The sequence below is a fragment of the Dellaglioa algida DSM 15638 genome, from assembly GCF_001434695.1.
GTDB classification, from domain to species: domain Bacteria; phylum Bacillota; class Bacilli; order Lactobacillales; family Lactobacillaceae; genus Dellaglioa; species Dellaglioa algida.
Genome location: NZ_AZDI01000001.1, coordinates 310187 through 333197, shown reverse-complemented (window position 1 = coordinate 333197; position 23011 = coordinate 310187). Strand labels below are relative to the sequence as shown.

Below are 23011 nucleotides of genomic sequence, written 5' to 3'. Positions count from 1 at the left end.
GACCACTTATGTCACAGCCTCTTTTTAATTAAAAATGACGATAGAGACCAATAACCTTACCCAGAATAGAAACCTGATCTAAGATGATTGGTGCCATTGAATCATTCTCTGGCTGGAGACGAAAGTGATTTTCTTCTTTAAAAAATCTTTTACACGTTGCCTCGTCGAATTCATTCATTGCAATAACAATTTCACCGTTCTCGGCGTTTGATTGTTTTCTGACAATGACTTGATCTTCATTTAATATACCGATATTAATCATACTTTCTCCGCGAATGGTTAACATGAACAGATCATCCGAAGAGTTGAAATCAGGTGGTAGCGGGAAGTAATCCGTTACCTGTTCGACTGCCAAGATAGGGACACCAGCCGTAACTGTTCCTACCATTGGAATTAAATTTTCGTGACTATTAATTCCAATGGCGTCTAAACCAAGTGGCGTAAGTTCGATGGCTCTAGGTTTTGTTGGGTCTTTAGTTAATAATCCTTTTTTCTCAAGTCGAGCAATGTGTCCATGAACCGTAGAAGTTGAAGATAAAGAAACAGCTTCGCCAATTTCTCTAACCGTTGGCGGGTAGCCCTTTGTATCTACTCGTTCATGAATAAAGCGCAAGACCGCAAGTTGTTTGCTGTCAGATGCTTTTGTCATTTCGTACACCTCATCATCCTTATTTATTACTTTAATAGTAGCATATGAGGCTACTTGTTGCAAACAAACGTTCGGTTAATTTAATTAATTGTTTTTTATGATATTATCAGTTATGATTATTAATGAAATTTTAAGGAGTGATAGCTGATGATCCCAGAAGATTTAGCACCAAGAATTAATGAATTAACTGCAAAAAGTAAAACAGATGAAGGCTTAACAAAGGCCGAAGAAGCTGAGAGAAAAGAACTTCGTGAAACTTATCTTGCTTTATTTAGGGAAAGTTTCAGAAGCCGTGTTGAAATGATGCAAGTATATGATAAAACGGGTAAGGAAGTAACACCCGATAAAGTTAAAAAGGTTCAACGTGATAAGGGCTTACGAGACGACTAGGAAAATAGTTAGCGCTTTACGCATATTTACCTTTTCTTTTATGTGATAATTGTGTAGAATTAGTGATTGAAGTGTATGGAAAGGGGTCTTGAATTATGTCAATGGGAATGACGATATTAATCGCCGTTATTGCGTTAGCAGTTGGACTTGTCGGAGGATTTTTCGGTGCTCGTAAATATATGGAAACGTATTTACAAAAGAACCCGCCAATCAATGAAGATATGTTAAGAATGATGATGGTCCAAATGGGCCAAAAACCTTCTGAAAAGAAATTGCATCAAATGATGTCATCAATGAATGCGCAAGCAAAAAATAGCACACAAAAAAAATAATTTAATATTTTATAAACAGGCAAGGGTTTTCTTTGCTTGTTTTTTTTTCACAAAAAGGGGGAATTTGAAATGAACATATTTAGAAAACTAGGATGGTTTTTTAAACAAGAAAAGAAATCGTATGGTATTGGCGTATTTTTCTTGATTCTAGTAGCAATTTTTCAAATTGTACCACCAAAGATTATTGGAAACATTGTTGATAGCATGAGTAGAAATGAACTAACAGTGCGTAAATTAGCTATTTGGGTTGGAATTCTTATTTTCGTTGCAGTAGGACAATACCTCTTCCGGTATATTTGGCGAACTAATATTTGGGGGAGTGCAGCTCGACTTGAAAAAATATTACGTACCAGATTATTTAAACATTTTATGCAAATGGATCAGTCTTTTTTTCAACAAAATAGGACAGGTGACCTGATGGCTCATGCTACCAATGATTTAACGGCTATTCAACAGGTTGCTGGTGCCGGTATCTTGACTTTTGCCGATTCAATTATAACGGGTGGAACGACAATCATTGCAATGGTTGTTTTAATTGATTGGCGGTTAACTATTTTAGCAATAATACCGTTGCCTTTATTAGCGGTTATGGCCAGATTTTTGGGAACTAAAATACATACCGCGTTTGCCACCTCGCAGGCCGCATTTTCAACGTTGAATAATAAGACGCAAGAAAGTGTTAGTGGTATTAAAGTAATTAAAACGCTTGGACAAGAACAGGAAGATATTAATGATTTTGAAGAAAAAGTTCAAGAGACAATCAAAATTAATAGAAGAGTTAATCTTCTAGATGCATTATTTGATCCAATAACTAGTTTAATTATTGGATTATCATATGTTTTTACAATTATTCTTGGTGGGTATTATGTGACCAATGATGTAATTTCGATTGGACAACTGATTTCATTTATTAGTTACATTGCATTACTTGTCTGGCCGATGTTCGCAATTGGTCGATTATTTAACGTAATTGAACGTGGAAATGCAAGTTACGATCGCGTACAAATATTACTTAATCAGACCAGTGGAATTATTGATACTAAACAAGGATTGGCTAAATCGCCAACGGGACCTTTTGATTTTGACATACATCATTTCAACTATCCGGATGATAATCGTGTGAGTTTGCGGGATGTTAAATTTCATATTGGTGCTGGACAAACGCTAGGAATAGTTGGTAAAACGGGTGCTGGTAAATCAACAATCATGAAATTAATTCTTCGTGAATTCGATGTCTATAAAGGCACCATCTCAGTTAATAATTCAGATATAAAAAAGTATGCTTTAGACGCATATCTTAAATCGATAGGTTACGTACCTCAGGAGAGTTTTTTATTTTCAACGACTATATTTGATAATATACGGTTTGCCAACATGGATTTAACAAAAGAAGATGTTGAAATGGCCGCATTTGATGCTGATCTGGATACTGATATTATAGATTTGCCACAGCAGTATGAAACTGCAGTTGGAGAACAAGGAATCTCACTCTCTGGTGGACAAAAGCAACGATTAGCTATTGCTCGTGCCTTAGTGATCAATCCAGAATTATTAATTTTAGATGATGCGTTATCTGCGGTTGATGCTAGAACGGAATCAATTATTTTAAGCAGACTCAAAGAAAAACGTCAAAACAAAACAACAATTATCTCTGCAAGTCGTATGAGTAGCGTGATGGACGCCGATGAAATTATTGTAATTGACGAAGGCACAATAGTTGAACGAGGACAACATGAAACTTTAATGGCGTTAAGAGGTTGGTACTATCAAATGACGACTAAACAACAGCTTGAAAATAAGTTAGATGGGGGTGGATCGCAATGAGTGAAAAATCTAAATCTAGTTGGCAAAAAGAGATGAGTGGGAAGGAACAAAGGGATGTTATAAAGCGATTGTTGCCTTATACAAAAGACTTTAAGGCGGACTTTTTAATCGCAATTTTGTTTGCGGCACTTTTAAGCGGGATTAACATACTTTTACCATTACTTTTACAATATTATATGGATCACTATCTTCAGTCTAAATCGACACCACTAAATGTTATGTTTTTATTTGCGGGACTGTACTTTATAGGTGTCATTTTAAAAGCAATTACACAATTTATTCAGATGTATTTGTATTCAATGGGTGCAGAAAAAACATTAGAAAAAATTCGGATTGTCCTTTTTAAAAAAATTCATACATTGGGAATGCGGTATTTTGATCAGACTCCTGCTGGAGCTGTCGTTTCTAGAGTTACCAATGATACGATGACGTTGGCTGATTTCTGGACGTTATTTATGACGCTAATTATTGGAATTTTTTCCCTTGTCTCGGCGTTTGTGGCAATGTACATTGCCAAACCACAAATAGCGTTAATAACGTTGATATTTGTGCCAATTCTAATGATAACAACATGGTATTATCAGCGATTCAGTTCAAGGGTGTATCGACAAATGAGAGAGTACTTGAGTCGGTTGAATACGAAATTGAATGAATCTATTGTTGGGATTAATGTTATTCAGCAGTTCCGTCAGGAAGAACGAATTGAGGGCGAATTCGAAGATACAAATGAGCTTTATTTGAAAAAAAGATTTGAAATGATTAAAACTAATTCATTGTTACTTTCACCAATTATCAGCCTTTTTTATGCGTTGGCAGTGGTTATCACACTTGGATTATTCGGTATTAACAGTTTAGATCATTTTGTCGAGGCTGGAATGGTCTATGCTTTTTTAACTTATTTACAGAATTTTTTTAATCCAATGACTAACTTAATGGATTACTTAACGACATTCCAAGATGGCATTGTCGCAGGTAGTCGTATTATTGGTGTTCTTGATGATCAAACGCTTGAACCACAGCAAACGCCTGACAAAGGAGCTACTATCGTTAACGGTAAAATCGAATTTAAGAATGTTACATTTTCGTATGATAATGAAAACGCCGTTTTAAAAAATATATCTTTCGTGGTGCGGCCCGGTGAAACGCTAGCTTTTGTTGGTCACACGGGTAGTGGGAAGAGTTCAACTATTAACGTATTAATGCGATTTTACGATTTTCAAGAGGGACAAATATTAATTGATGATTTAGATATCAAAAAATATTCATCTGATGAGTTACGTAAAAAAATGGGATTAGTACTGCAGGATTCTTTCTTATTTTATGGGACCGTTGCATCTAATATTAGAATGCTCAATCAAAATGTAACTAATGGGCAGATTGAAGAGGCTGCTAAATTTGTTCATGCAGACCAGTTTATTGAGAAACTCCCGAAGAGATACCAAACGAAAGTTGTTGAGCGGGGGGCCACGTATTCTTCAGGTGAGAAACAATTAATTTCATTTGCTAGAACAATCGTAACTAATCCCAAAATTTTAATATTAGACGAAGCTACGGCTAATATTGATACTGAAACGGAACAACTTATCCAAGATGGATTGAAGCAAATGAGACAAAATAGAACGACGCTTGTTATTGCACACAGGTTGTCAACTATCGTAGATGCTAATCAAATATTGGTGTTAGATAAAGGCAAAATTGTCGAACGTGGAACGCATGAAGAATTACTAAAATTAGAAGGTAAATATTTCGATATGTATCATCTACAAAATATTTCAGATGATTAAATAAAAAAATAACGCTTGAAAATCGTTTAGATTTTCAAGCGTTATTTTTTATGAGGATCAACATATTTAAAATCTGGATTTATTTCCATATCTAATTGTTTAAAAGCGTCGGTTAACTTGGTGTCCATTTGTGCTTGAACTTCGTCGGTTAACTTTGTTTTTCTGTCAAGGTAGATTGGATCGCCAAATGATACGGTTATTCTCTTTCTACTGAAAAGTTGTTTAAATGTTAATGGACCCTGGTATACTGCTGGAACTAAAGGAACCTGTGCCATTCGAGCAATCAGAAGGGAACCACCTTTTAACTCTTCCGAGTGACGCGTACCGGATGGAAACATAATTAATGATAAGTCACCTTTTTTCAAAAATTTAACTGGTGTTTTGATTGTTGATGGGCCAGGATTTTCACGATCAACAGGAAAAGCATTGGCATGGATTAAGATATAGCGTAAAATTGGATTTACAAAGAGCTCCTTTTTAGCCATAAATGAAAATTTTTTCGGGCTACCTGCCAGGGCAAAATAAATAGGGTCAAACCAAGTTCGATGCGGACCCACTAAAATATAAGATCCTTCAGGTAATTTTTCTTTATTAATGTAGTGGGCGTTTCCGTTGATTAAGAATATAATAATTCTGACAATGCCTCGCGCGAATGAATAAAACATGTGGCTACAATCCCTTCATTTTTAAACTCTGTATGGTAAGTATGACTAATTGAATTAAAAGTTGCAAGTTTAAGTTAAATATAAAGAAGGTGGGTGACGATTAAGTGGTCTTACTCAATGAAAACGAACGAATTGATCAATTATATTCAAATCAGATTCAAATTATCCAAAGTTCAGACGTTTTTTCTTTCTCGTTAGATGCTGTTCTATTAGCTCATTTTGCAGAGGTTTCAAGAAAAGACTCAACTAAAATTGTTGACCTATGTGCGGGCAACGGTGCAGTGGGGATGTTTGTCAGCCAAAAGACAAGGGGTCATATCTATCAGATTGAATTACAAGAACGGTTGGCTGATATGGCTGAACGGAGCATCGAATTAAATCACTTAGGGCAGCAGATAGAAGTTAAACAGTTAGATTTAATAAAGACGTTCGATTATCTTGAAAAGGATTCGATTGACACGGTACTTTGCAACCCACCTTACTTTCCTAATACACCGGATTCTTCAAGAAATCCTAATCCATATTTGGCAATTGCAAGACATGAAATCACGACTGATTTAGATGACATTTTGGAAATTACGAGTGGTTTGTTAAAGATGAAAGGTAAAACTTTTTTTGTTCATCGACCTGACAGATTGCCTGAAATATTAAGTAAAATGGTTAACCATCGACTAGCGCCTAAAAAAATTCAATTTGTTTATCCAAAAGAGGGAAAAGAAGCAAATATGGTTTTAATTGAAGCGATTAAAGATGGTAACGCAGCGGGTATCAGAATTATGCCACCGATCGTTGTTTACGGTGCTAATGACGAATATACGCAAAGCGTCCATGAGATTGTTTATGGAAACTGATAAAAAATATTATTTTTATGTTTTGCTGTGTGCCGACGATACACTATATGGAGGATTTACTACAGATCCTAAAAAAAGACTCGAAACACATAATGCAGGTAAGGGTGCAAAATATACAAGGCTGCCAAGTAGACGGCCGTTAGAAATGATTTATCAAGAATCTTTTGATACGAAATCTGAAGCATTAAAAAAAGAATATGCCTTTAAACATCAATCAAGAAGTAAAAAAATTACTTATTTAAGGGCACATTCAGTTGAAATCTAAAAAAATTAAGAAATAAAGAGGTCATTAACATTATGAAAATTATTGCTTACGGAATTCGAGAAGACGAATTACCATATGTTAAGGAATGGGAAAATGATAATCAAATCAAAATAGAAACTGTACCAGATTTGTTAGATGAAAAAACCGTTCAACTTGCGGCTAACCATGATGCAATTGTTGCCTATCAGCAAAAAGATTACACGCCGGAATTAATTAAAAAAATTCGTGATTTGAATATTAAGTATCTATCAATCAGAAATACCGGAGTTGATAATGTTGATGGGGATGCGGTCAATCAATATGGGTTGATTGTGACGAACGTTCCATCTTACTCTCCAAGTGCTGTTGCAGAACTTTCTATAGCTAAATTGTTGGAACTTTTCAGGAAAACACCGCAATTTAATCGTAAAATGAAAAACAATGATTTTACCTGGGAACCCGATATTTCAAAAGAAATTCGCACACAAACAATTGGTGTAATTGGTACGGGGAGAATCGGACAAACTGCAATTAAAATTTTTAAAGCATTTGGCGCAAAAGTAATTGGATATGATATTTACCAAAATCCTACTTTAAAAGAAGAAGGTATTTACGTTGATACCCTTGAAGAGTTATATGCGAAATCAACGGTTATCACTATTCATAGTCCAGCAACTGAAGATAATTATCATTTATTGGACGATGAGGCATTTAACAAGATGCAAGATGGTGTGCATATCTTAAATATGGCTAGGGGAACATTGATTGATACCAATGCACTAATCAGAGCATTAGATTCAGGTAAAGTTGCGGGAGCCGCTTTAGATACGCTTGAAAATGAAACAGATTACTTTAATAGAAAATTAAAGGAATCGCAAGTGAATGGGACTTTTAAAAATTTATTACAACGTGAGAACGTTTTGATAACGCCCCATACTGCTTTTTACACAGAGCCAGCGGTTAGAAATATGGTGATAGATGCGTTGAATGCAAGTAAAGATTTAATTGAAACAGGACATTCCGATAAAGAAGTCAAATTTAAATAAAATTGTTCTTTGAAGATGGAGGAAAAGGATTATGAAATTAATCGCATTTGGTATGAGAAAAGATGAAGTTGGATTTGCCGAAAAATGGGCACAGAAAAATCAGATTGATGTCGAAATTACTGAAGACTTATTAACTATTGATACTATCAGCCAGGCAAAAGGGTTTGACGGTATTATTGCTTTACAAACGATTCCTTACGATGAAGTATTATTTTCTGAAATGCAAAAAATGGGTATTCGAATTCTCTCTGTTCGAAATGTAGGGGTCGATAATATTGACTTAGTTGCCGCTAAAAAACATAATATTATGGTAACAAATGTTCCGGCTTACTCGCCTAACGCAATTGCCGAGTTTTCTGTCACGCAATTAATGCAACTTTTAAGAAAAACGCCTGAATTTAATTTAAAGCTCAAAGCTAACGACTATCGTTGGGCACCTAACATCTCAAGAGAATTAAGAAGCCTAACGGTTGGTGTCATTGGAACAGGCCGTATTGGCCGTGTTGCAATGGATATTTATAAGGGGTTTGGTGCGAAGGTAATTGCATATGACCTACATCCAAAACCCGAATTGAAAGAAGCAGGTCTCTATGCTGACTCATTAGATGATTTATTTGAACAAGCAGATGTTATTACGCTTCATGCGCCTGCTACAAAAGAAAATGAACATATGCTTAATCGCGATACATTTGCAAAAATGAAACAAAATGTTCTGATTGTAAACACAGCTAGAGGGACGTTAATTAATACAGAAGACCTAATTGACGCATTAAAATCGGGACAAGTCGGTGGGGCTGCTTTAGATACTTACGAATTTGAAAATCCGATATTTAATCATGATTTAAGTCATGTGGATATTGAGGATCCATTGTTTAACGAACTATTAGGTATGACAAATGTTATATTAACACCACATATCGCATTTTATACCGAAACGGCAGTTAAAAATATGGTTGAAATTGCCTTTAACAGTGCACAGCAATTTTTAACAACTGGAGCCGTAGAGACAGAAGTTAAGTAATTAAAATTAGGACTTGCGTTCTGATTTCAGATTTTGTATACTTAAAGGCGATGTTAAACATCAATTCACACCTCGTGGGATGTGACTGAGGGTGCTCGGGAGAGTCTCAGCACAGTTGAACACTTGGGAGGAAAATAAAACTTTTACTCGGAGGCACTACATCATGGCTGTTATTAGTATGAAACAATTGCTCGAAGCCGGTGTTCATTTTGGACATCAAACACGTCGCTGGAATCCAAAGATGAAACCATACATCTTTACTGAAAGAAATGGTATTTATATCATTGATTTACAAAAGACAGTTAAATTAGTTGATGCTGCTTATGCATCAATGAAAAAAGCTGCTGAAGATGATGGTGTTGTCCTTTTCGTTGGTACAAAGAAACAAGCACAAGATGCTATTGAAGAAGAAGCAACACGTGCTGGTCAATACTTTGTTAACCATCGTTGGTTAGGTGGAACTTTAACTAACTGGAACACAATCCAAAAACGTATCAAACGTCTTAAGGAAATCAAAAAAATGTCCGAAGATGGTACATTTGATGTTCTTCCTAAAAAAGAAGTTTCTTTATTAATCAAACGTAGAGATCGTCTTGAAAAATTCTTGGGTGGTATTGAAGATATGCCTCGTATCCCCGATGTATTATTCATTGTTGATCCTCGTAAAGAACGTATCGCTGTTAAGGAAGCTCAAAAATTGAACATTCCTATCATCGCTATGGTTGATACAAATAGTGATCCAGATGAAATCGATGTTAAAATCCCTTCAAATGATGACGCAATTCGTGCCGTACGTTTGATTACTGCAAAAATGGCTGATGCTATTATTGAAACTAATCAAGGTAAAGAAGAAGTGAACGAAGCTTCTTTCAAAAAAGCTGACGAAAAAGTAGATTCAATCGAAGATATTGTTGAAGCTGTTGAAGGCGGAAACAATAAAAAAGATGCTGAATAGTAAATAAATTAGGCTGTCTCAAAATTAGGTACTGTAATGGCCCTTTCTTTTGAGGCAGTTTTTTTAGATATTAAATAAAATGATTATTTAAATAAGGAGGCCATACAAATGGCAAATATTTCTGCTTCTCAAGTTAAAGAATTACGTGATACAACTGGTGTTGGTATGATGGACGCAAAAAAAGCACTCGTTGAAGTTGACGGTGACATGCAAAAAGCAATCGATTTCCTTCGTGAAAAAGGGATGGCTAAAGCTGCTAAAAAGAGTGATCGTGTTGCAGCTGAAGGTTTATCTGATGTTCAATTTTCTGGTAACTTTGCGGCTATCGTTGAAGTTAATGCAGAAACAGACTTTGTTGCCCAAAACGAACAATTTAAAACACTTGTTAAATTAATTGCAACTAAAATTGCAGAAGCACATCCTAAAGATGTTGCAGAAGCACTTACAATTAAAACAGACCGTGGAACAATCAATGATGATTTAATCGAAGCAACACAAGTTATTGGTGAAAAAATTTCATTACGTCGTTTTGAATTAGTTGAAAAAACTGACAACGAAAGTTTTGGTTCTTACTCACATATGGGTGGTTCAATCTCAACACTTGTTGTCGTTACTGATGCTGACGAAGCAACTGCTAAAGATGTTGCTATGCATGTTGCAGCAATCAATCCTAAGTATGTGTCTCGCGAACAAGTACCTGCTGAAGAACTAGCACATGAAAAAGAAGTCCTTTCTAAAGAAGCTGCTAATGAAGGTAAACCTGCTAATATCATTGAAAAAATGGTTGAAGGCCGTTTAAATAAATACTTAGCTGATATTAGTCTTGATGATCAAGATTTTGTTAAAGATCCTGATATGACAGTTGCTAAATATGTTGCTTCAAAAGGCGGAAAAGTTAAATTATTCGTCCGATATGAAGTTGGAGAAGGTCTTGAAAAGAAAGAAAATAACTTCGTTGACGAAGTTATGGGCCAAATTAAATAATTCTTTCGTTACTAAAAGTTTGTGCTTAATTGCACAAACTTTTTTTATAAATCGTTTTTGGGATAAATTGAATTATTAATTGCGTTTAAGATATGGTAAAATAGTTGTAAATAGATCGTAGGAGGAACAGTGAATGTCAGACGTTAAGTATCGACGTGTTATGTTGAAGTTAAGTGGCGAAGCATTGGCCGGAGAACAAGGATTTGGGATTAATCCGCCTGTAATTCGAAAAGTTGCCGAAGAATTAAAAGAAATTCAAGAAATGGGCGTTGAAGTTGCTATTGTTGTCGGTGGTGGTAATATGTGGCGCGGTGAAGCCGGAGCAGCAATGGGTATGGAACGCGCACAAGCAGATTACATAGGCATGTTGGGAACAGTTATGAATGCATTGGCACTACAGGATAACCTTGAATCTGTAGGTGTGCCAACGCGAGTTCAAACTGCTATTGAAATGCGTCAAATTGCTGAACCATATATCCGACGCAAAGCCGTTCGTCATCTTGAAAAAGGTCGCGTTGTTATCTTTGCTGCTGGTACGGGGTCACCATACTTTTCAACGGACACAACTTCTGCACTAAGAGCCGCAGAAATTAATGCGGATGTTATCTTAATGGCAAAAAATGGTGTTGATGGTGTCTATTCAGCTGATCCTCAAAAAGATGATTCTGCAACTAAATTTGAAGAATTAACGCATTTAGATATTATTAATAAAAACTTACAAGTTATGGATACAACGGCAAGTACGTTATCAATGGATAACGATATTCCGTTAGTTGTGTTTAATTTAAATGAACCAGGAAACATAAAAAAAGTAGTTCTCGGTGAAGCTATCGGGACAACCGTCAGGGGAAAATAAATGAAAATTACAGAACCTATTCTAGTTGATGCTCAAGATAAAATGGCAAAGGCTGAAGTTTCACTTCAAAAAAATCTTGGTAATATCCGTGCAGGACGAGCAAATGCGAGTCTATTAAATAACGTAACGGTTGATTATTATGGTGCACCAACACCACTTAACCAAGTTGCACAAATTTCAGTGCCAGAAGCTCGCGTGCTTTTGATTACACCATTTGATAAAAGTGCATTGAAAGATATTGAACATGGTATATTAGTTGCTGATTTAGGAATTAGTCCTTCAAATGATGGCTCGGCCATTCGTTTGGTTATTCCTCAACTAACAGAAGAACGTCGTAAAGAATTAGCTAAAGACGTTAAAGCTGAAGCAGAAAATGCTAAGGTTGTTATTCGTAATATTAGGCGCGACTCTGTTGATGCCTTGAAGAAATCTGAAAAAAACGGAGATTTAACTGAAGATGATTTGCGCGATTTAGAAAAACAAGCGCAAGATGTCACAAATGCTTCAATTAAAAATGTTGACGGTATCCAAGCAGATAAAGAAAAAGAAATTTTAGCAGTTTAAATAAATAGCTTTATTTTAAGACAGGCGTCGTTTTGTGCCTGTTTTTTTGCTACAATAGAACATGTAACTATTCTTGGAGGTACAATATGGTTTTTAATTTGAAGAAAAATAAAACGAGTGAAGAGATTCAATTAGATCCAAATAAAATGCCTAATCATGTTGCTGTTATAATGGATGGTAATGGACGTTGGGCGAAAAAACGACACTTGCCCAGAATTGCTGGACATAAAACGGGTATGGATACCGTAAAAACTGTTACAATGGCTGCAAGTGATTTAGGCATTAAAGTATTAACGCTTTATGCGTTTTCCACCGAAAATTGGAAACGACCTGAAACTGAAGTTAATTACTTAATGAGCTTGCCCGGGACTTTCTTTGATAAATTTGTGCCTGAATTAATTGAGAAAAACGTCAAAGTTAATGTTATGGGATATATTGACCAATTACCCAATGAAACGAAAATTGCCGTTCGTAAGGCGATTGAAGATACTAAAAACAATACGGGGATGATTCTTAATTTCGCATTAAACTACGGTGGACGAGCAGAAATTGTAACGGCGATGCAAGAGATAGCAGCTGATGCAACTAAAGGAAAAATAGATGTAGCTGATATTACTGATAAAACAATTGATCGGTATTTAATGACTGCTAATTTAGCGCCTTATAATGATCCGGAGCTATTAATCAGGACCAGTGGTGAAGAAAGAATTTCTAATTTCTTATTGTGGCAAATAGCTTATAGTGAGTTGGTCTTTACTGACACACTATGGCCAGACTTTTCCGAGGATGCCTTGAAAGACGCAATATTTAATTATCAAAAAAGAGATCGTCGCTTCGGTGGCATAAAAGAATAGGAGAATTTTTATGAGACAGCGCGTAATTACAGCAATCGTGGCACTCTGTGTTTTTATACCACTAGTTATTATCGGTGGATTACCTTTACAAATTTTTGCGTTAATTTTAGGGTGTATTGGTATTTCAGAAGTATTTGTAATGAAGAAAAAATTATTAGTCTCACCTGAAGCAACATTAGGACTTTTGATGACATTAACTGTCATTGCACCAAATAAGTGGTTTGCGTTTTTACCAGGTAATATTTCATCCGTAAATGTATTTTACTTTCTCGCTGCGCTGTTATTAATGTACATGGTTGCATCAAAGAACCGTTTTTCATTTGATGATGCTGGCGTATTTGTTTTAAGCTCATTATATGTTGGAATGGGATTTCATTATTTCATTGCAGCCAGAGGTGATAACTTTGATGGATTAATGACATTGGCATACATTTTAATTGTCATTTGGACAACGGATACAGGTGCCTACCTATTTGGTCGTAAGTTTGGTAAAAATAAATTGGCACCGCATATTAGCCCAAATAAGACATGGGAAGGATCAATTGGCGGAACGCTGATGGCAACGTTGTTAGGAAGTGTTTTTGTCTACTTCTTCCCACAGAATCATTCATTTCCAATTATGATCTTAATTACATTGATTCTTTCGGTGTTTGGTCAATGTGGAGATTTAGTTGAATCTGCATTCAAGCGTTTTTATGGTGTTAAAGACTCTGGCCGTATTTTACCTGGTCATGGTGGTATTTTAGACAGATTTGATAGTTTAATTTTTGTTTGGCCAATTATGCACTTATTTGGTTTAATGTAACAAACTAAAAGGGGGAGGATTCACATGATTAAAACGATTATTACATTTATTATCGTTTTTGGAATTTTAGTTGTGATTCATGAATTTGGTCATTACTATTTTGCAAAACGTGCTGGAATTTTAGTTCGTGAATTTTCGATTGGTATGGGACCAAAACTACTTTCATTTCATCGAGGTAGCACGACATATACGTTAAGAATTTTACCTCTTGGTGGTTATGTCCGAATGGCAGGCATTGCCGATGATGAAGATGAAGATTTAAAACCCGGTATGCCGATGAGTTTGATACTGGACGAACATAATAAGGTTATAAAAATTAACACAAGTAAAAAAACAACATTATATAATGGTATCCCAATTGAGTATCTTGATAGCGATTTACAAAAAAATCTCTGGATTTCGGGGTATGAAAATGGTAATGAAGATGAAATAAAAAAATACAATGTTGATCATGACGCATTGATTATAGAAAAAGATGGGACAGAGATTCAGATTGCCCCTGAAGATGTTCAATTTCAATCTGCTACGCTTTGGAATCGAATTTTAACTAATTTTGCCGGCCCAATGAATAATTTCTTATTGGCTATTGTTGCCTTTATCTTATTAGCCTTCATGCAAGGTGGCGTTGCAACTGATTTAAACCAAATTGGAACAGTTCAAGAAAACTCTGTTGCGCAAAAAGCGGGTCTAAAAGCTGATGACAAAATTGTGTCAGTCGCTGGTAAGAAAACGTCAAATTGGACAGAATTAACCACGGCAATCAGTGCACAACCGAATAAGAAAATAGCTTTAGAGGTTGTCAGAAATGATACAACTCAAAAAATCATGATTACGCCTGAAGCAAGTAAGAATGATTCGACTAAGACTGGTAAAATTGGTATTACGGTTAAGTTGAATCGCTCATTTGTCAATAAAATTACTTATGGTTTTACGCAATCATGGGCTGTTGTTTCAAGTATTATCGCCGTATTGATAGGCATGTTTACGAAGGGCGTGAGCCTGAATGATTTTGGTGGACCAGTTGCCATTTATGCTGTAACATCAAATGCGGCAAGTTATGGATTAACGAGTGTTATTTCATTGCTTGCGTTCTTATCAATTAACTTAGGAATTGTGAATTTATTACCAATTCCTGCGTTGGATGGTGGTAAGTTAGTCTTAAATATTATTGAAGGTATCCGTGGTAAACCTATTTCACCTGAAAAAGAAGGTATGATCACGTTAATTGGGTTCGCATTTTTAATGATTTTAATGATACTAGTAACGTGGAACGATATTCAACGTTATTTCTTTTAAAAGAAAAAGGAGAATAAAACAGTATGAAACAATCGCAACTATTAATACCAACAATGAAGGAAGTTCCAAGTGATGCTGAGGTTATTAGTCATCAAATGATGCTACGAGCTGGCTATATCCGACAAGTATCCGCCGGAATGTACAGTTACTTGCCATTAGCTTTTTCAGTTATCAGAAAAATTGAAGCTATAATCCGTGAAGAAATGGAAGCAATTGGGGCAGTAGAGATGCTTGTACCGGCCATTATTCCAGCTGAATTATGGGAAAAAACGGGTCGTTATGAAACTTATGGTGATACTTTATTTAAATTAAATGATCGTCATGAGCGAAACTTTATTCTGGGACCAACGCACGAAGAAACATTTACTTCTCTAGTTCGCGATGAAATTAAATCTTATAAAAAATTACCACTTACAATGTTCCAAATCCAACAAAAATATCGTGATGAAAATAGACCACGATTTGGTATTTTAAGAGGTCGTGAATTTTTAATGAAAGACGGCTATTCATTCCATGCGGATGAAGAAAGTTTAAATGATACATACCAAAAAATGAACCGAGCTTACCAAAATATTTTTGAACGTTGTGGTCTTGATTTTAGAGGTATTATCGGGGATGCCGGTGCAATGGGTGGTAATGATTCAAAAGAATTTATGGCAATTTCGGATATTGGTGAAGATACAATTGTTTATTCCGATAAAAGTGATTATGCCGCCAACTTGGAAATGGCAAAAAGCTTAAAAACGTATAAGAATACGCATGAAGCAATTAAAGATATTGAAAAAATAGAAACACCAAATGTTAAAACAATTGATGAATTAGCGACATTTATTGAAACGGCAACTGATAATTTAATAAAATCGTTATTATTTATCTCGGATGAAAAACCGGTCATGGTTTTAATGCGTGGAAATGATATTTTAAATGAAATTAAATTAAAAAATGCCCTGAATGCTAATTTTTTACGAATGGCAACTGATTCAGACGTTGCGGAAGTATTAGGTGCTGAATTCGGGTCACTTGGCCCTGTTGGCGTTTCAGAAGATGTTAAAATTATTGCTGATGAAGGTATTAAAGGTATGGTTAACGTCGCAGTTGGCGCTAACTTAACTGGATTCCATTTTTTGAATGCAAATATTGAACGCGACTATCGTGTAGATGAATTTACAGATTTACGCTTAGCTCAAGAGGGTGAAGTTTCTCCCGAAGGAGAAGGCGAATTGAAATTCACAAAGGGAATTGAAATAGGTCATATCTTCAAAATTGGCACGCGCTATTCGGAATCACTTGGCGCAAATATTCTGGATGACAATGGTCGTGAAAAACCAGTTATTTTAGGCTGTTATGGAATCGGTGTGAGTCGATTACTTGCGGCTATCGCTGAGCAACAAGCTGATGAAAATGGATTAGTATGGCCTAGAAGCATCGCGCCATACGACGTACATGTCATTCCAATTAATGCTAAGAACGACGAACAAATGGCCTTAGCAAATGAGATTGATAAAAAAATGACTGAAAATGGATACAAGGTCTTACTTGATGACCGTAAAGAACGTGCAGGCGTGAAGTTTGCTGATTCAGATTTAATCGGTTTACCCGTTCGAATTACCGTCGGTAAAAAAGCAGCTGATGGTATTGTTGAAGTTAAATTACGTCGAAATGGTGAAACCATTGAAGTAACAAAAGACGAGTTAGAAAGTTCTATTTCAATTTTGCTTAAAGAAGAAAATCAAAACTAGTTGAAGAGGATTGAGTTCAAAATATAATTTTGACTCAGTCTCTTTTTCATTTTTAGAAAAGGAGCAAATAATTTGGCGCTTAATCATAAAGAACTATTTAATAAGTTGTTAGAACAAATTAATTTTAAGACGACTAACCAATATGATGATGAAATCCTCAGTTCAATTGAAATTGCAACGGTAACCGTTCATGAGAAATCAAAGCAGTGGGAATTTCAATTAATGACACCTGATATATTACCATTCGCGTTATTTAACGATTTGGTAAATAAAATCGCGGTTACGTTTAAAGATATTGCAAAAACAAAAGTAACCATGAAAGTTGACCGGCCTCAAGTGACTAACCAGCTTCTTGGCGATTATTGGGCATGGGCCGTTCAAAATAGTGATGCTAATTCTTCTTTGGTTCAAGAACTTTTCCAAGGCAATGTGCCTTACCTCGATGATAATCGCGTTATGCTAATGGCAGAGAATGAGATTGTTAAAACGTTCTTAACTAGTCAAGCATTAGGACCAATTGAATTGGCCTACCAAATGATTGGATTTCCACAGATGAGTATTAATACGTTATTGGATGAATCAAAATCCCAAGAAAAAATTGAAGAGATTAAACAACGAAAAGAAGCACAAGATGTCATTATGATGCAGAAGGCAACTGAAACAATTCAAAAACAAAATGAAAAGAAAAAAGTTGATTCTCAAACAATCATTAATGGACCAGTTCAAATGGGTAAAAAAATTAGTACAAAAGAGCCCGCAAAACGCATGGTAGAAATTGTTGAAGAAGAACGTTCGGTTATTATTGAAGGGTATATTTTCTCTAAAGAAATTCGAACACTTAAATCTGAACGACAATTAATGATTATCAAAATGACAGATTATAGTTCGTCTATGACCGTAAAAAAATTCTCTCGCGATGAACAGGACGAAGCAATGTTCGCGGCTATCCAAGAAAAAGAATGGGTCAGAGTTCGGGGTGCTGTTCAAGAAGATAACTTTATGCGAGATTTGGTTGTGAACGCCTACGATATTAACCAAGTTGACCATCAAAGTCGTCAAGAAACTGCGCCGGATGATGAACGTCGTGTTGAATTACATTTACACTCAAACATGAGTCAAATGGATGCAACAAATTCAATTACGGACTACGTCAAACAGGCCAGTAAATGGGGACAAAAAGCCATTGCAATTACCGATCATTCTGGATTACAAGGATTTCCCGAGGCACATGCGGCAGGAAAGAAAAATAATGTTAAAATTTTATATGGTGTTGAGGCAAATGTCGTTGATGACGGAATTCCTATCGCATTTAATGATAAAGACATCAATTTAGAAGAGGCAACATATGTAACCTTTGATACGGAAACAACTGGTTTATCTGCGCGATTTGATAAAGTTATCGAATTGGCCGCGGTTAAAATGAGTAAAGGTAATGTGATTGAAGAATTTGATGAATTTATTGATCCAGGTCATCATTTATCGGAAACGACGACTAACTTAACATCAATTACAGATGAAATGGTTCATGGATCTAAGTCTGAAGAGGAAGTTTTTAAATTATTTAGAGAATTCTCAGAAGACAGTATTTTAGTTGCTCATAATGCAAGCTTTGATATTGGCTTTATGAATACTGGTTACGAGCGCCATGGTATGGAACCAATGCAAAACCCTATTATCGATACGTTAACGTTAGCAAGATTTTTACATCCTGAACTTAAAGGATTTAGATTGAATACGCTTGCTAAAAAATTCAACGTTAATTTGGAACATCATCATCGGGCCATATATGATGCTGAGACAACTGGTCTTTTGTGTCACCTATTCCTCAAAGATGCCAGAGAACGATTTGATATCCAATCACATATTCAATTGAATGACCATATGGGTGAGCACGATGCTTATAAACAAGCACGACCTTTTCACGTTACGCTACTTGCAACGACTCAAGAAGGTCTCAAAAATATGTTTAAATTGGTTTCAACCTCTATGATTGATTATTTCTACCGGATGCCACGTATTCCTCGAAGTGAGTTGAATAAATATCGTGAGGGGATTATCGTCGGATCCGCTTGTGATTCCGGTGAAGTATTCACGGCAATGATGCAAAAAGGAATGGAAGAAGCTAAAGAGAAGGCGAAATTTTACGATTATTTAGAAATTCAGCCTAAACCTTTATACGAACCATTGATACATCAAGAGCTCATTAAAGATAATCAGAATCTGGAAGAAATTTTACAAAATATTGTTGATTTAGGACATGAAATGGATAAACCCGTTGTTGCAACAGGAGATGTCCATTATCTTAATCCCGAAGATAGCATTTATCGTAAAATTCTTGTTAATTCAATGGGTGGTGCCAATCCGTTAAACCGTTCTATTCTACCGGATGCACATTTCAGAACAACGGGCGAAATGTTAGAAGGACTTAACTTCCTGGGTGCAGATGTTGCAAAAGAAATTGTGGTTACTAATACAAATTTAATCGCCGATTTGATTGACGATGATATTTCACCAGTAAAAGACCGATTATATGCACCAAAGATTGACGGTTCTGAAGAAGAAATCAAACAACTAACTTACAATCGTGCCCATGAACTTTATGGTGAAGAACTGCCTGAGACAGTTGTTAAACGAATTGATAAGGAATTAACTAGTATTATCGATAATGAATTTTCAGTTATTTATCTAATTTCACAAAAATTAGTTCATAAATCCAATAAAGATGGTTATTTGGTAGGTTCTCGTGGGTCAGTTGGGTCAAGTTTTGTTGCAACAATGACAGGGATAACTGAAATAAATCCATTACCTCCACATTACCGCTGTCCAAAGTGTAAATATTCACACTTTTATGAAAAAGGTGAATTCGGATCTGGGTTTGATTTACCGGATCAAAATTGTCCTAAGTGTGACACGCCTTTAGATAAAGATGGGCATGATATTCCATTTGAAACTTTCCTTGGATTTTATGGAGATAAAGTTCCCGATATTGATTTGAACTTCTCAGGTGATTATCAAGCTATTGCGCATAATTATACAAAAGTACTATTTGGCGAGGATTACGTTTTCCGAGCTGGAACAATTGGAACTGTTGCTGATAAGACAGCTTACGGGTATGTCAAAGGGTATGAACGTGATACTGGGGCCACATTTAGAAATGCAGAAATAGATCGGCTAGCTAAGGGATCAACCGGCGTTAAACGGACGACCGGTCAACATCCTGGTGGTATCTTAGTTGTACCGAACTATATGGATGTCTATGATTTTTCCCCCATTCAATACCCGGCGGATGATGCAACTTCGGAATGGAAAACAACTCATTTTGATTTTCATTCGATTCATGATAATATCTTGAAATTAGATATTCTTGGTCATGATGATCCAACCATGATTAGAATGCTGCAAGATTTATCGGGGGTTGACCCTAAAACGATTCCTACCGACGATAAAGGTGTTATGCAGATATTCCAAGGGCCTGAAGTACTTGGGGTAACTAGTGACGAGATATTCTCTAAAACGGGAACATTAGGTATTCCAGAATTTGGAACGCGATTTGTGCGTGGAATGCTTGAAGAAACGAAACCAAAAACCTTTGCCGAGCTATTAAAAATATCTGGTTTATCACATGGAACGGATGTTTGGTTAGGTAATGCCGAAGAACTGATATCAGATGGAACAATTACGATGTCAGAAGTTATTGGTTGTCGTGATGATATTATGATGGGCCTTATTCACATGGGAATGGAAGCCGGTAGTGCGTTCAATATCATGGAAGGGGTTCGAAAAGGCAAGGGTATTTCTGATGATTATCAGGCCGAGATGAAAGAAGCAAAAATTCCTAATTGGTACATTGGCGCCTGTTTGAAAATTAAGTATATGTTCCCTAAAGCGCATGCGGCTGCCTATATTTTGATGGCATTACGGATTGCCTATTATAAGGTTTATTTTCCAATGTTATATTATTGTGCTTACTTTAGTGTTAGGGCAGATGATTTTGACTTAGTTGCTATGTCGCATGGCAAAGAAGCTGTGAAAAAATCTATGAAAGAAATTACTGATAAGGGAATGGACGCATCGACAAAAGAAAAAAACTTGTTGACCGTCCTTGAATTAGGTAATGAAATGCTCGAACGTGGATTTGAATTTGGGATGATTGACTTAGATAAATCAGATGATTCGAACTGGTTAATCGATGGTAATAAATTAATTGCGCCATTTAGAGCTGTACCGGGCCTTGGTAATAACGTTGCCAAACAAATTATTGCTGCTCGTGAAGAACGTCCATTTTTATCTAAAGAAGATTTAGCTAAGCGTGGTAAGGTTTCTAAGTCTTTAATTGAGTATATGACTGAAAATAATGTTTTAAAGGCATTGCCTGATGAAAATCAATTATCAATTTTTGATGAAGCGTTTTTCTGAAAATTGAAAAAGTGATAACTAGGCAGTTTGTTGATGTTTTCAGAAAATTATGCTATATTAAAGAAAGTATTTTGATATCTTGTTTGAGTGAGCAGCGATGCTCACTCTTTTTATTGGAAAAATGTAAGGAGGGTACCGTGTGAGTACTGTTATAGAGACTGTCACAGAGCTAGTTCAACCAATTGTCGATGAACAAAATATTGAATTGGTTGACATTGAATTCGTTAAAGAAGGCCCAAGTTGGTTTTTAAGAGTTTACATTGATAAGCCTGAAGGCATTAAAATTGAAGAATGTGTCGCTGTCAGCGATGTTTTAAGCGAAAAATTAGATGAGATTAATCCGGATCCAATCCCACAAGCATACTTTTTAGAGGTTTCATCACCTGGTGCTGAAAGACCTTTGAAAAAAGAAAAAGATTTTGAAAGAGCCGTGAATCAATATGTTAACGTATCGTTATATGAGCCAATGAATAATGCCAAGATTTTTCAGGGAACATTGACTAATTTAACAACGGATGAATTAACAATTGATTACATGGATAAAACGCGTAAGCGAACAATTGTTATTCCTCGTCAAAAGATAGCTAAAGCACGTCTAGCTATTAAATTTTAAACATTTTTTTATAAAGGAGTAAACTAAAGATGAGTAAAGAATTATTAAGCGCACTAACAGTGCTAGAAGAAGAAAAGGGTATCAAAAAAGAAGTAATTATTGACGCTATTGAGGCAGCACTTGTTTCAGCATACAAACGTCATTATAATCAAGCACAAAATGTTGAAGTCGAGTTTGATTCAAAAAAAGGCAATATTTCAGTTTATGCCGTTAAAGAAGTTGTTGAAGAAGTTTTTGATTCACGTCTTGAAGTTAGTTTGACGGATGCTTTAGATATCAATAAAGCCTATGAAGTTGGAGATTCAATCCGCTTTGAAGTAACGCCTAAAGATTTCGGTCGAATTGCCGCACAAACGGCTAAACAAGTTATTATGCAACGTGTACGTGAAGCGGAACGCAGTATTGTTTACGACCAATATATTCAATACGAAAATGAAATTGTTAGTGGTGAGGTAGAACGCCATGATAATCGCTATATTTATGTGAATTTAGGTAAGGTGGAAGCCGTATTGGCTAAAATCGACCAAATTCCTGGCGAAAGCTTTAATCCGCATGATCGTATAAAAGTTTATATTACAAAAGTTGAGAATGCTGCTAAGGGACCTCAAGTTTTTGTTAGCCGTTCACATCCTGATTTATTAAAACGATTATTTGAACAAGAAGTTCCTGAAATTTATGATGGAACAGTTGAAATTGTTTCAATTGCACGTGAAGCTGGCGATCGTGCTAAGGTTGCTGTTCGTTCAAACAACCCAGATATTGACGCTGTTGGTACTTGTGTTGGTCCTAAGGGTCAACGCGTCCAAACAATTGTTAACGAATTAAAAGGCGAAAATATGGATATTGTGGAATGGAATGAAGATCCCGCAAAATACATTGCGAATGCATTAAACCCCGCAGAAGTCGTTGATGTCATTTTCAATCCAGAAAACGATCATGCATGTACAGTTGTGGTACCAGATCATCAATTATCATTGGCAATTGGTAAAAAAGGTCAAAATGCACGATTAGCCGCAAAATTAACAACATTTAAAATTGATATTAAATCTGAATCTGATATGGTTAATAGTAGTAAAGAAAAATCAGTTTCTGAAACAAACGAATAAGCCGACCAAAATTGATC

21 protein-coding genes are annotated in these 23011 nt (G+C 35.8%); 19 read left to right on the top strand and 2 right to left on the bottom strand.

Annotated elements, in window-relative coordinates:
* Positions 1–28: 28 nt before the first annotated feature.
* Positions 29–649 (bottom strand): transcriptional repressor LexA, encoded by a 621-nt coding sequence (gene lexA, locus FC66_RS01695; protein ID WP_057973641.1) that lies wholly within the window; start codon positions 647–649, stop codon positions 29–31.
* Between the two features lie 147 nt (positions 650–796).
* Between lexA and FC66_RS01690 the strand changes: the two genes are divergently transcribed.
* The 4 genes from FC66_RS01690 to FC66_RS01675 all read left to right on the top strand — a co-directional run bounded on the left by FC66_RS01690 (position 797) and on the right by FC66_RS01675 (position 4979).
* The gene (locus FC66_RS01690) at positions 797–1039 is read left to right on the top strand and encodes a DUF896 domain-containing protein (RefSeq protein WP_057973640.1); all 243 of its coding nucleotides are present in this window, start codon (positions 797–799) and stop codon (positions 1037–1039) included.
* 95 nt (positions 1040–1134) lie between these two features.
* On the top strand, positions 1135–1371 hold the full coding sequence (locus FC66_RS01685; protein ID WP_057973639.1) for a YneF family protein: 237 nt from the start codon (positions 1135–1137) through the stop codon (positions 1369–1371).
* 69 nt (positions 1372–1440) lie between these two features.
* Positions 1441–3195: an ABC transporter ATP-binding protein gene (locus FC66_RS01680; RefSeq protein ID WP_057973638.1), complete on the top strand. Its 1755-nt coding sequence runs from the start codon at positions 1441–1443 to the stop codon at positions 3193–3195.
* Positions 3192–4979 (top strand): ABC transporter ATP-binding protein, encoded by a 1788-nt coding sequence (locus FC66_RS01675; protein ID WP_057973637.1) that lies wholly within the window; start codon positions 3192–3194, stop codon positions 4977–4979. The genes FC66_RS01680 and FC66_RS01675 overlap by 4 nt, the downstream gene beginning before the upstream one ends.
* Before the next feature lie 41 nt (positions 4980–5020).
* Here FC66_RS01675 and FC66_RS01670 read toward each other — a convergent pair whose 3' ends face one another.
* Positions 5021–5644 carry a lysophospholipid acyltransferase family protein gene (locus FC66_RS01670; RefSeq protein ID WP_057973636.1) on the bottom strand — a complete coding sequence of 208 codons (624 nt, stop codon included), beginning with the start codon at positions 5642–5644 and terminating at the stop codon, positions 5021–5023.
* Between the two features lie 104 nt (positions 5645–5748).
* Between FC66_RS01670 and FC66_RS01665 the strand changes: the two genes are divergently transcribed.
* The 15 genes from FC66_RS01665 (at position 5749) to nusA (ending at position 22994) form a co-directional block, all read left to right on the top strand.
* A complete protein-coding gene (locus FC66_RS01665; protein ID WP_057973635.1) occupies positions 5749–6495 on the top strand; it encodes a tRNA1(Val) (adenine(37)-N6)-methyltransferase in 747 nt (248 codons plus the stop codon).
* Complete coding sequence (locus FC66_RS01660; protein ID WP_057973634.1) at positions 6485–6760, top strand: GIY-YIG nuclease family protein; 276 nt, start codon at positions 6485–6487, stop codon at positions 6758–6760. The genes FC66_RS01665 and FC66_RS01660 overlap by 11 nt, the downstream gene beginning before the upstream one ends.
* A gap of 32 nt (positions 6761–6792) precedes the next feature.
* Positions 6793–7785, top strand: a complete 993-nt coding sequence (locus FC66_RS01655) for a D-2-hydroxyacid dehydrogenase (RefSeq protein WP_057973633.1) — start codon at positions 6793–6795, stop codon at positions 7783–7785.
* A 31-nt stretch (positions 7786–7816) separates the two neighbouring features.
* Entirely contained in the window at positions 7817–8806 is a 990-nt protein-coding gene (locus FC66_RS01650) for a D-2-hydroxyacid dehydrogenase (protein ID WP_057973632.1), read from the top strand.
* Positions 8807–8969: 163 nt separating this feature from the next.
* Positions 8970–9761 (top strand): 30S ribosomal protein S2, encoded by a 792-nt coding sequence (rpsB, locus tag FC66_RS01645; protein WP_057973631.1) that lies wholly within the window; start codon positions 8970–8972, stop codon positions 9759–9761.
* Between the two features lie 108 nt (positions 9762–9869).
* Positions 9870–10745, top strand: coding sequence for a translation elongation factor Ts (tsf, locus tag FC66_RS01640; RefSeq protein ID WP_057973630.1), 876 nt, complete (start codon positions 9870–9872; stop codon positions 10743–10745).
* 133 nt (positions 10746–10878) lie between these two features.
* A complete protein-coding gene (pyrH, locus tag FC66_RS01635; protein WP_057973629.1) occupies positions 10879–11601 on the top strand; it encodes a UMP kinase in 723 nt (240 codons plus the stop codon).
* Entirely contained in the window at positions 11602–12165 is a 564-nt protein-coding gene (gene frr, locus FC66_RS01630; protein ID WP_057973628.1) for a ribosome recycling factor, read from the top strand.
* 86 nt (positions 12166–12251) lie between these two features.
* Positions 12252–13019: an isoprenyl transferase gene (locus FC66_RS01625; RefSeq protein WP_057973627.1), complete on the top strand. Its 768-nt coding sequence runs from the start codon at positions 12252–12254 to the stop codon at positions 13017–13019.
* 10 nt (positions 13020–13029) lie between these two features.
* A complete protein-coding gene (locus FC66_RS01620; RefSeq protein ID WP_057973626.1) occupies positions 13030–13824 on the top strand; it encodes a phosphatidate cytidylyltransferase in 795 nt (264 codons plus the stop codon).
* Between the two features lie 24 nt (positions 13825–13848).
* Complete coding sequence (gene rseP / locus FC66_RS01615; RefSeq protein ID WP_057973625.1) at positions 13849–15120, top strand: RIP metalloprotease RseP; 1272 nt, start codon at positions 13849–13851, stop codon at positions 15118–15120.
* 23 nt (positions 15121–15143) lie between these two features.
* Positions 15144–16859: a proline--tRNA ligase gene (locus FC66_RS01610; RefSeq protein ID WP_057973624.1), complete on the top strand. Its 1716-nt coding sequence runs from the start codon at positions 15144–15146 to the stop codon at positions 16857–16859.
* Positions 16860–16931: 72 nt separating this feature from the next.
* Positions 16932–21275 (top strand): PolC-type DNA polymerase III, encoded by a 4344-nt coding sequence (locus FC66_RS01605; protein ID WP_057973623.1) that lies wholly within the window; start codon positions 16932–16934, stop codon positions 21273–21275.
* Between the two features lie 139 nt (positions 21276–21414).
* Positions 21415–21888, top strand: coding sequence for a ribosome maturation factor RimP (rimP, locus tag FC66_RS01600; protein WP_057973622.1), 474 nt, complete (start codon positions 21415–21417; stop codon positions 21886–21888).
* Positions 21889–21917: 29 nt separating this feature from the next.
* Positions 21918–22994 (top strand): transcription termination factor NusA, encoded by a 1077-nt coding sequence (gene nusA, locus FC66_RS01595; protein ID WP_057973621.1) that lies wholly within the window; start codon positions 21918–21920, stop codon positions 22992–22994.
* Positions 22995–23011 lie beyond the last annotated feature (17 nt).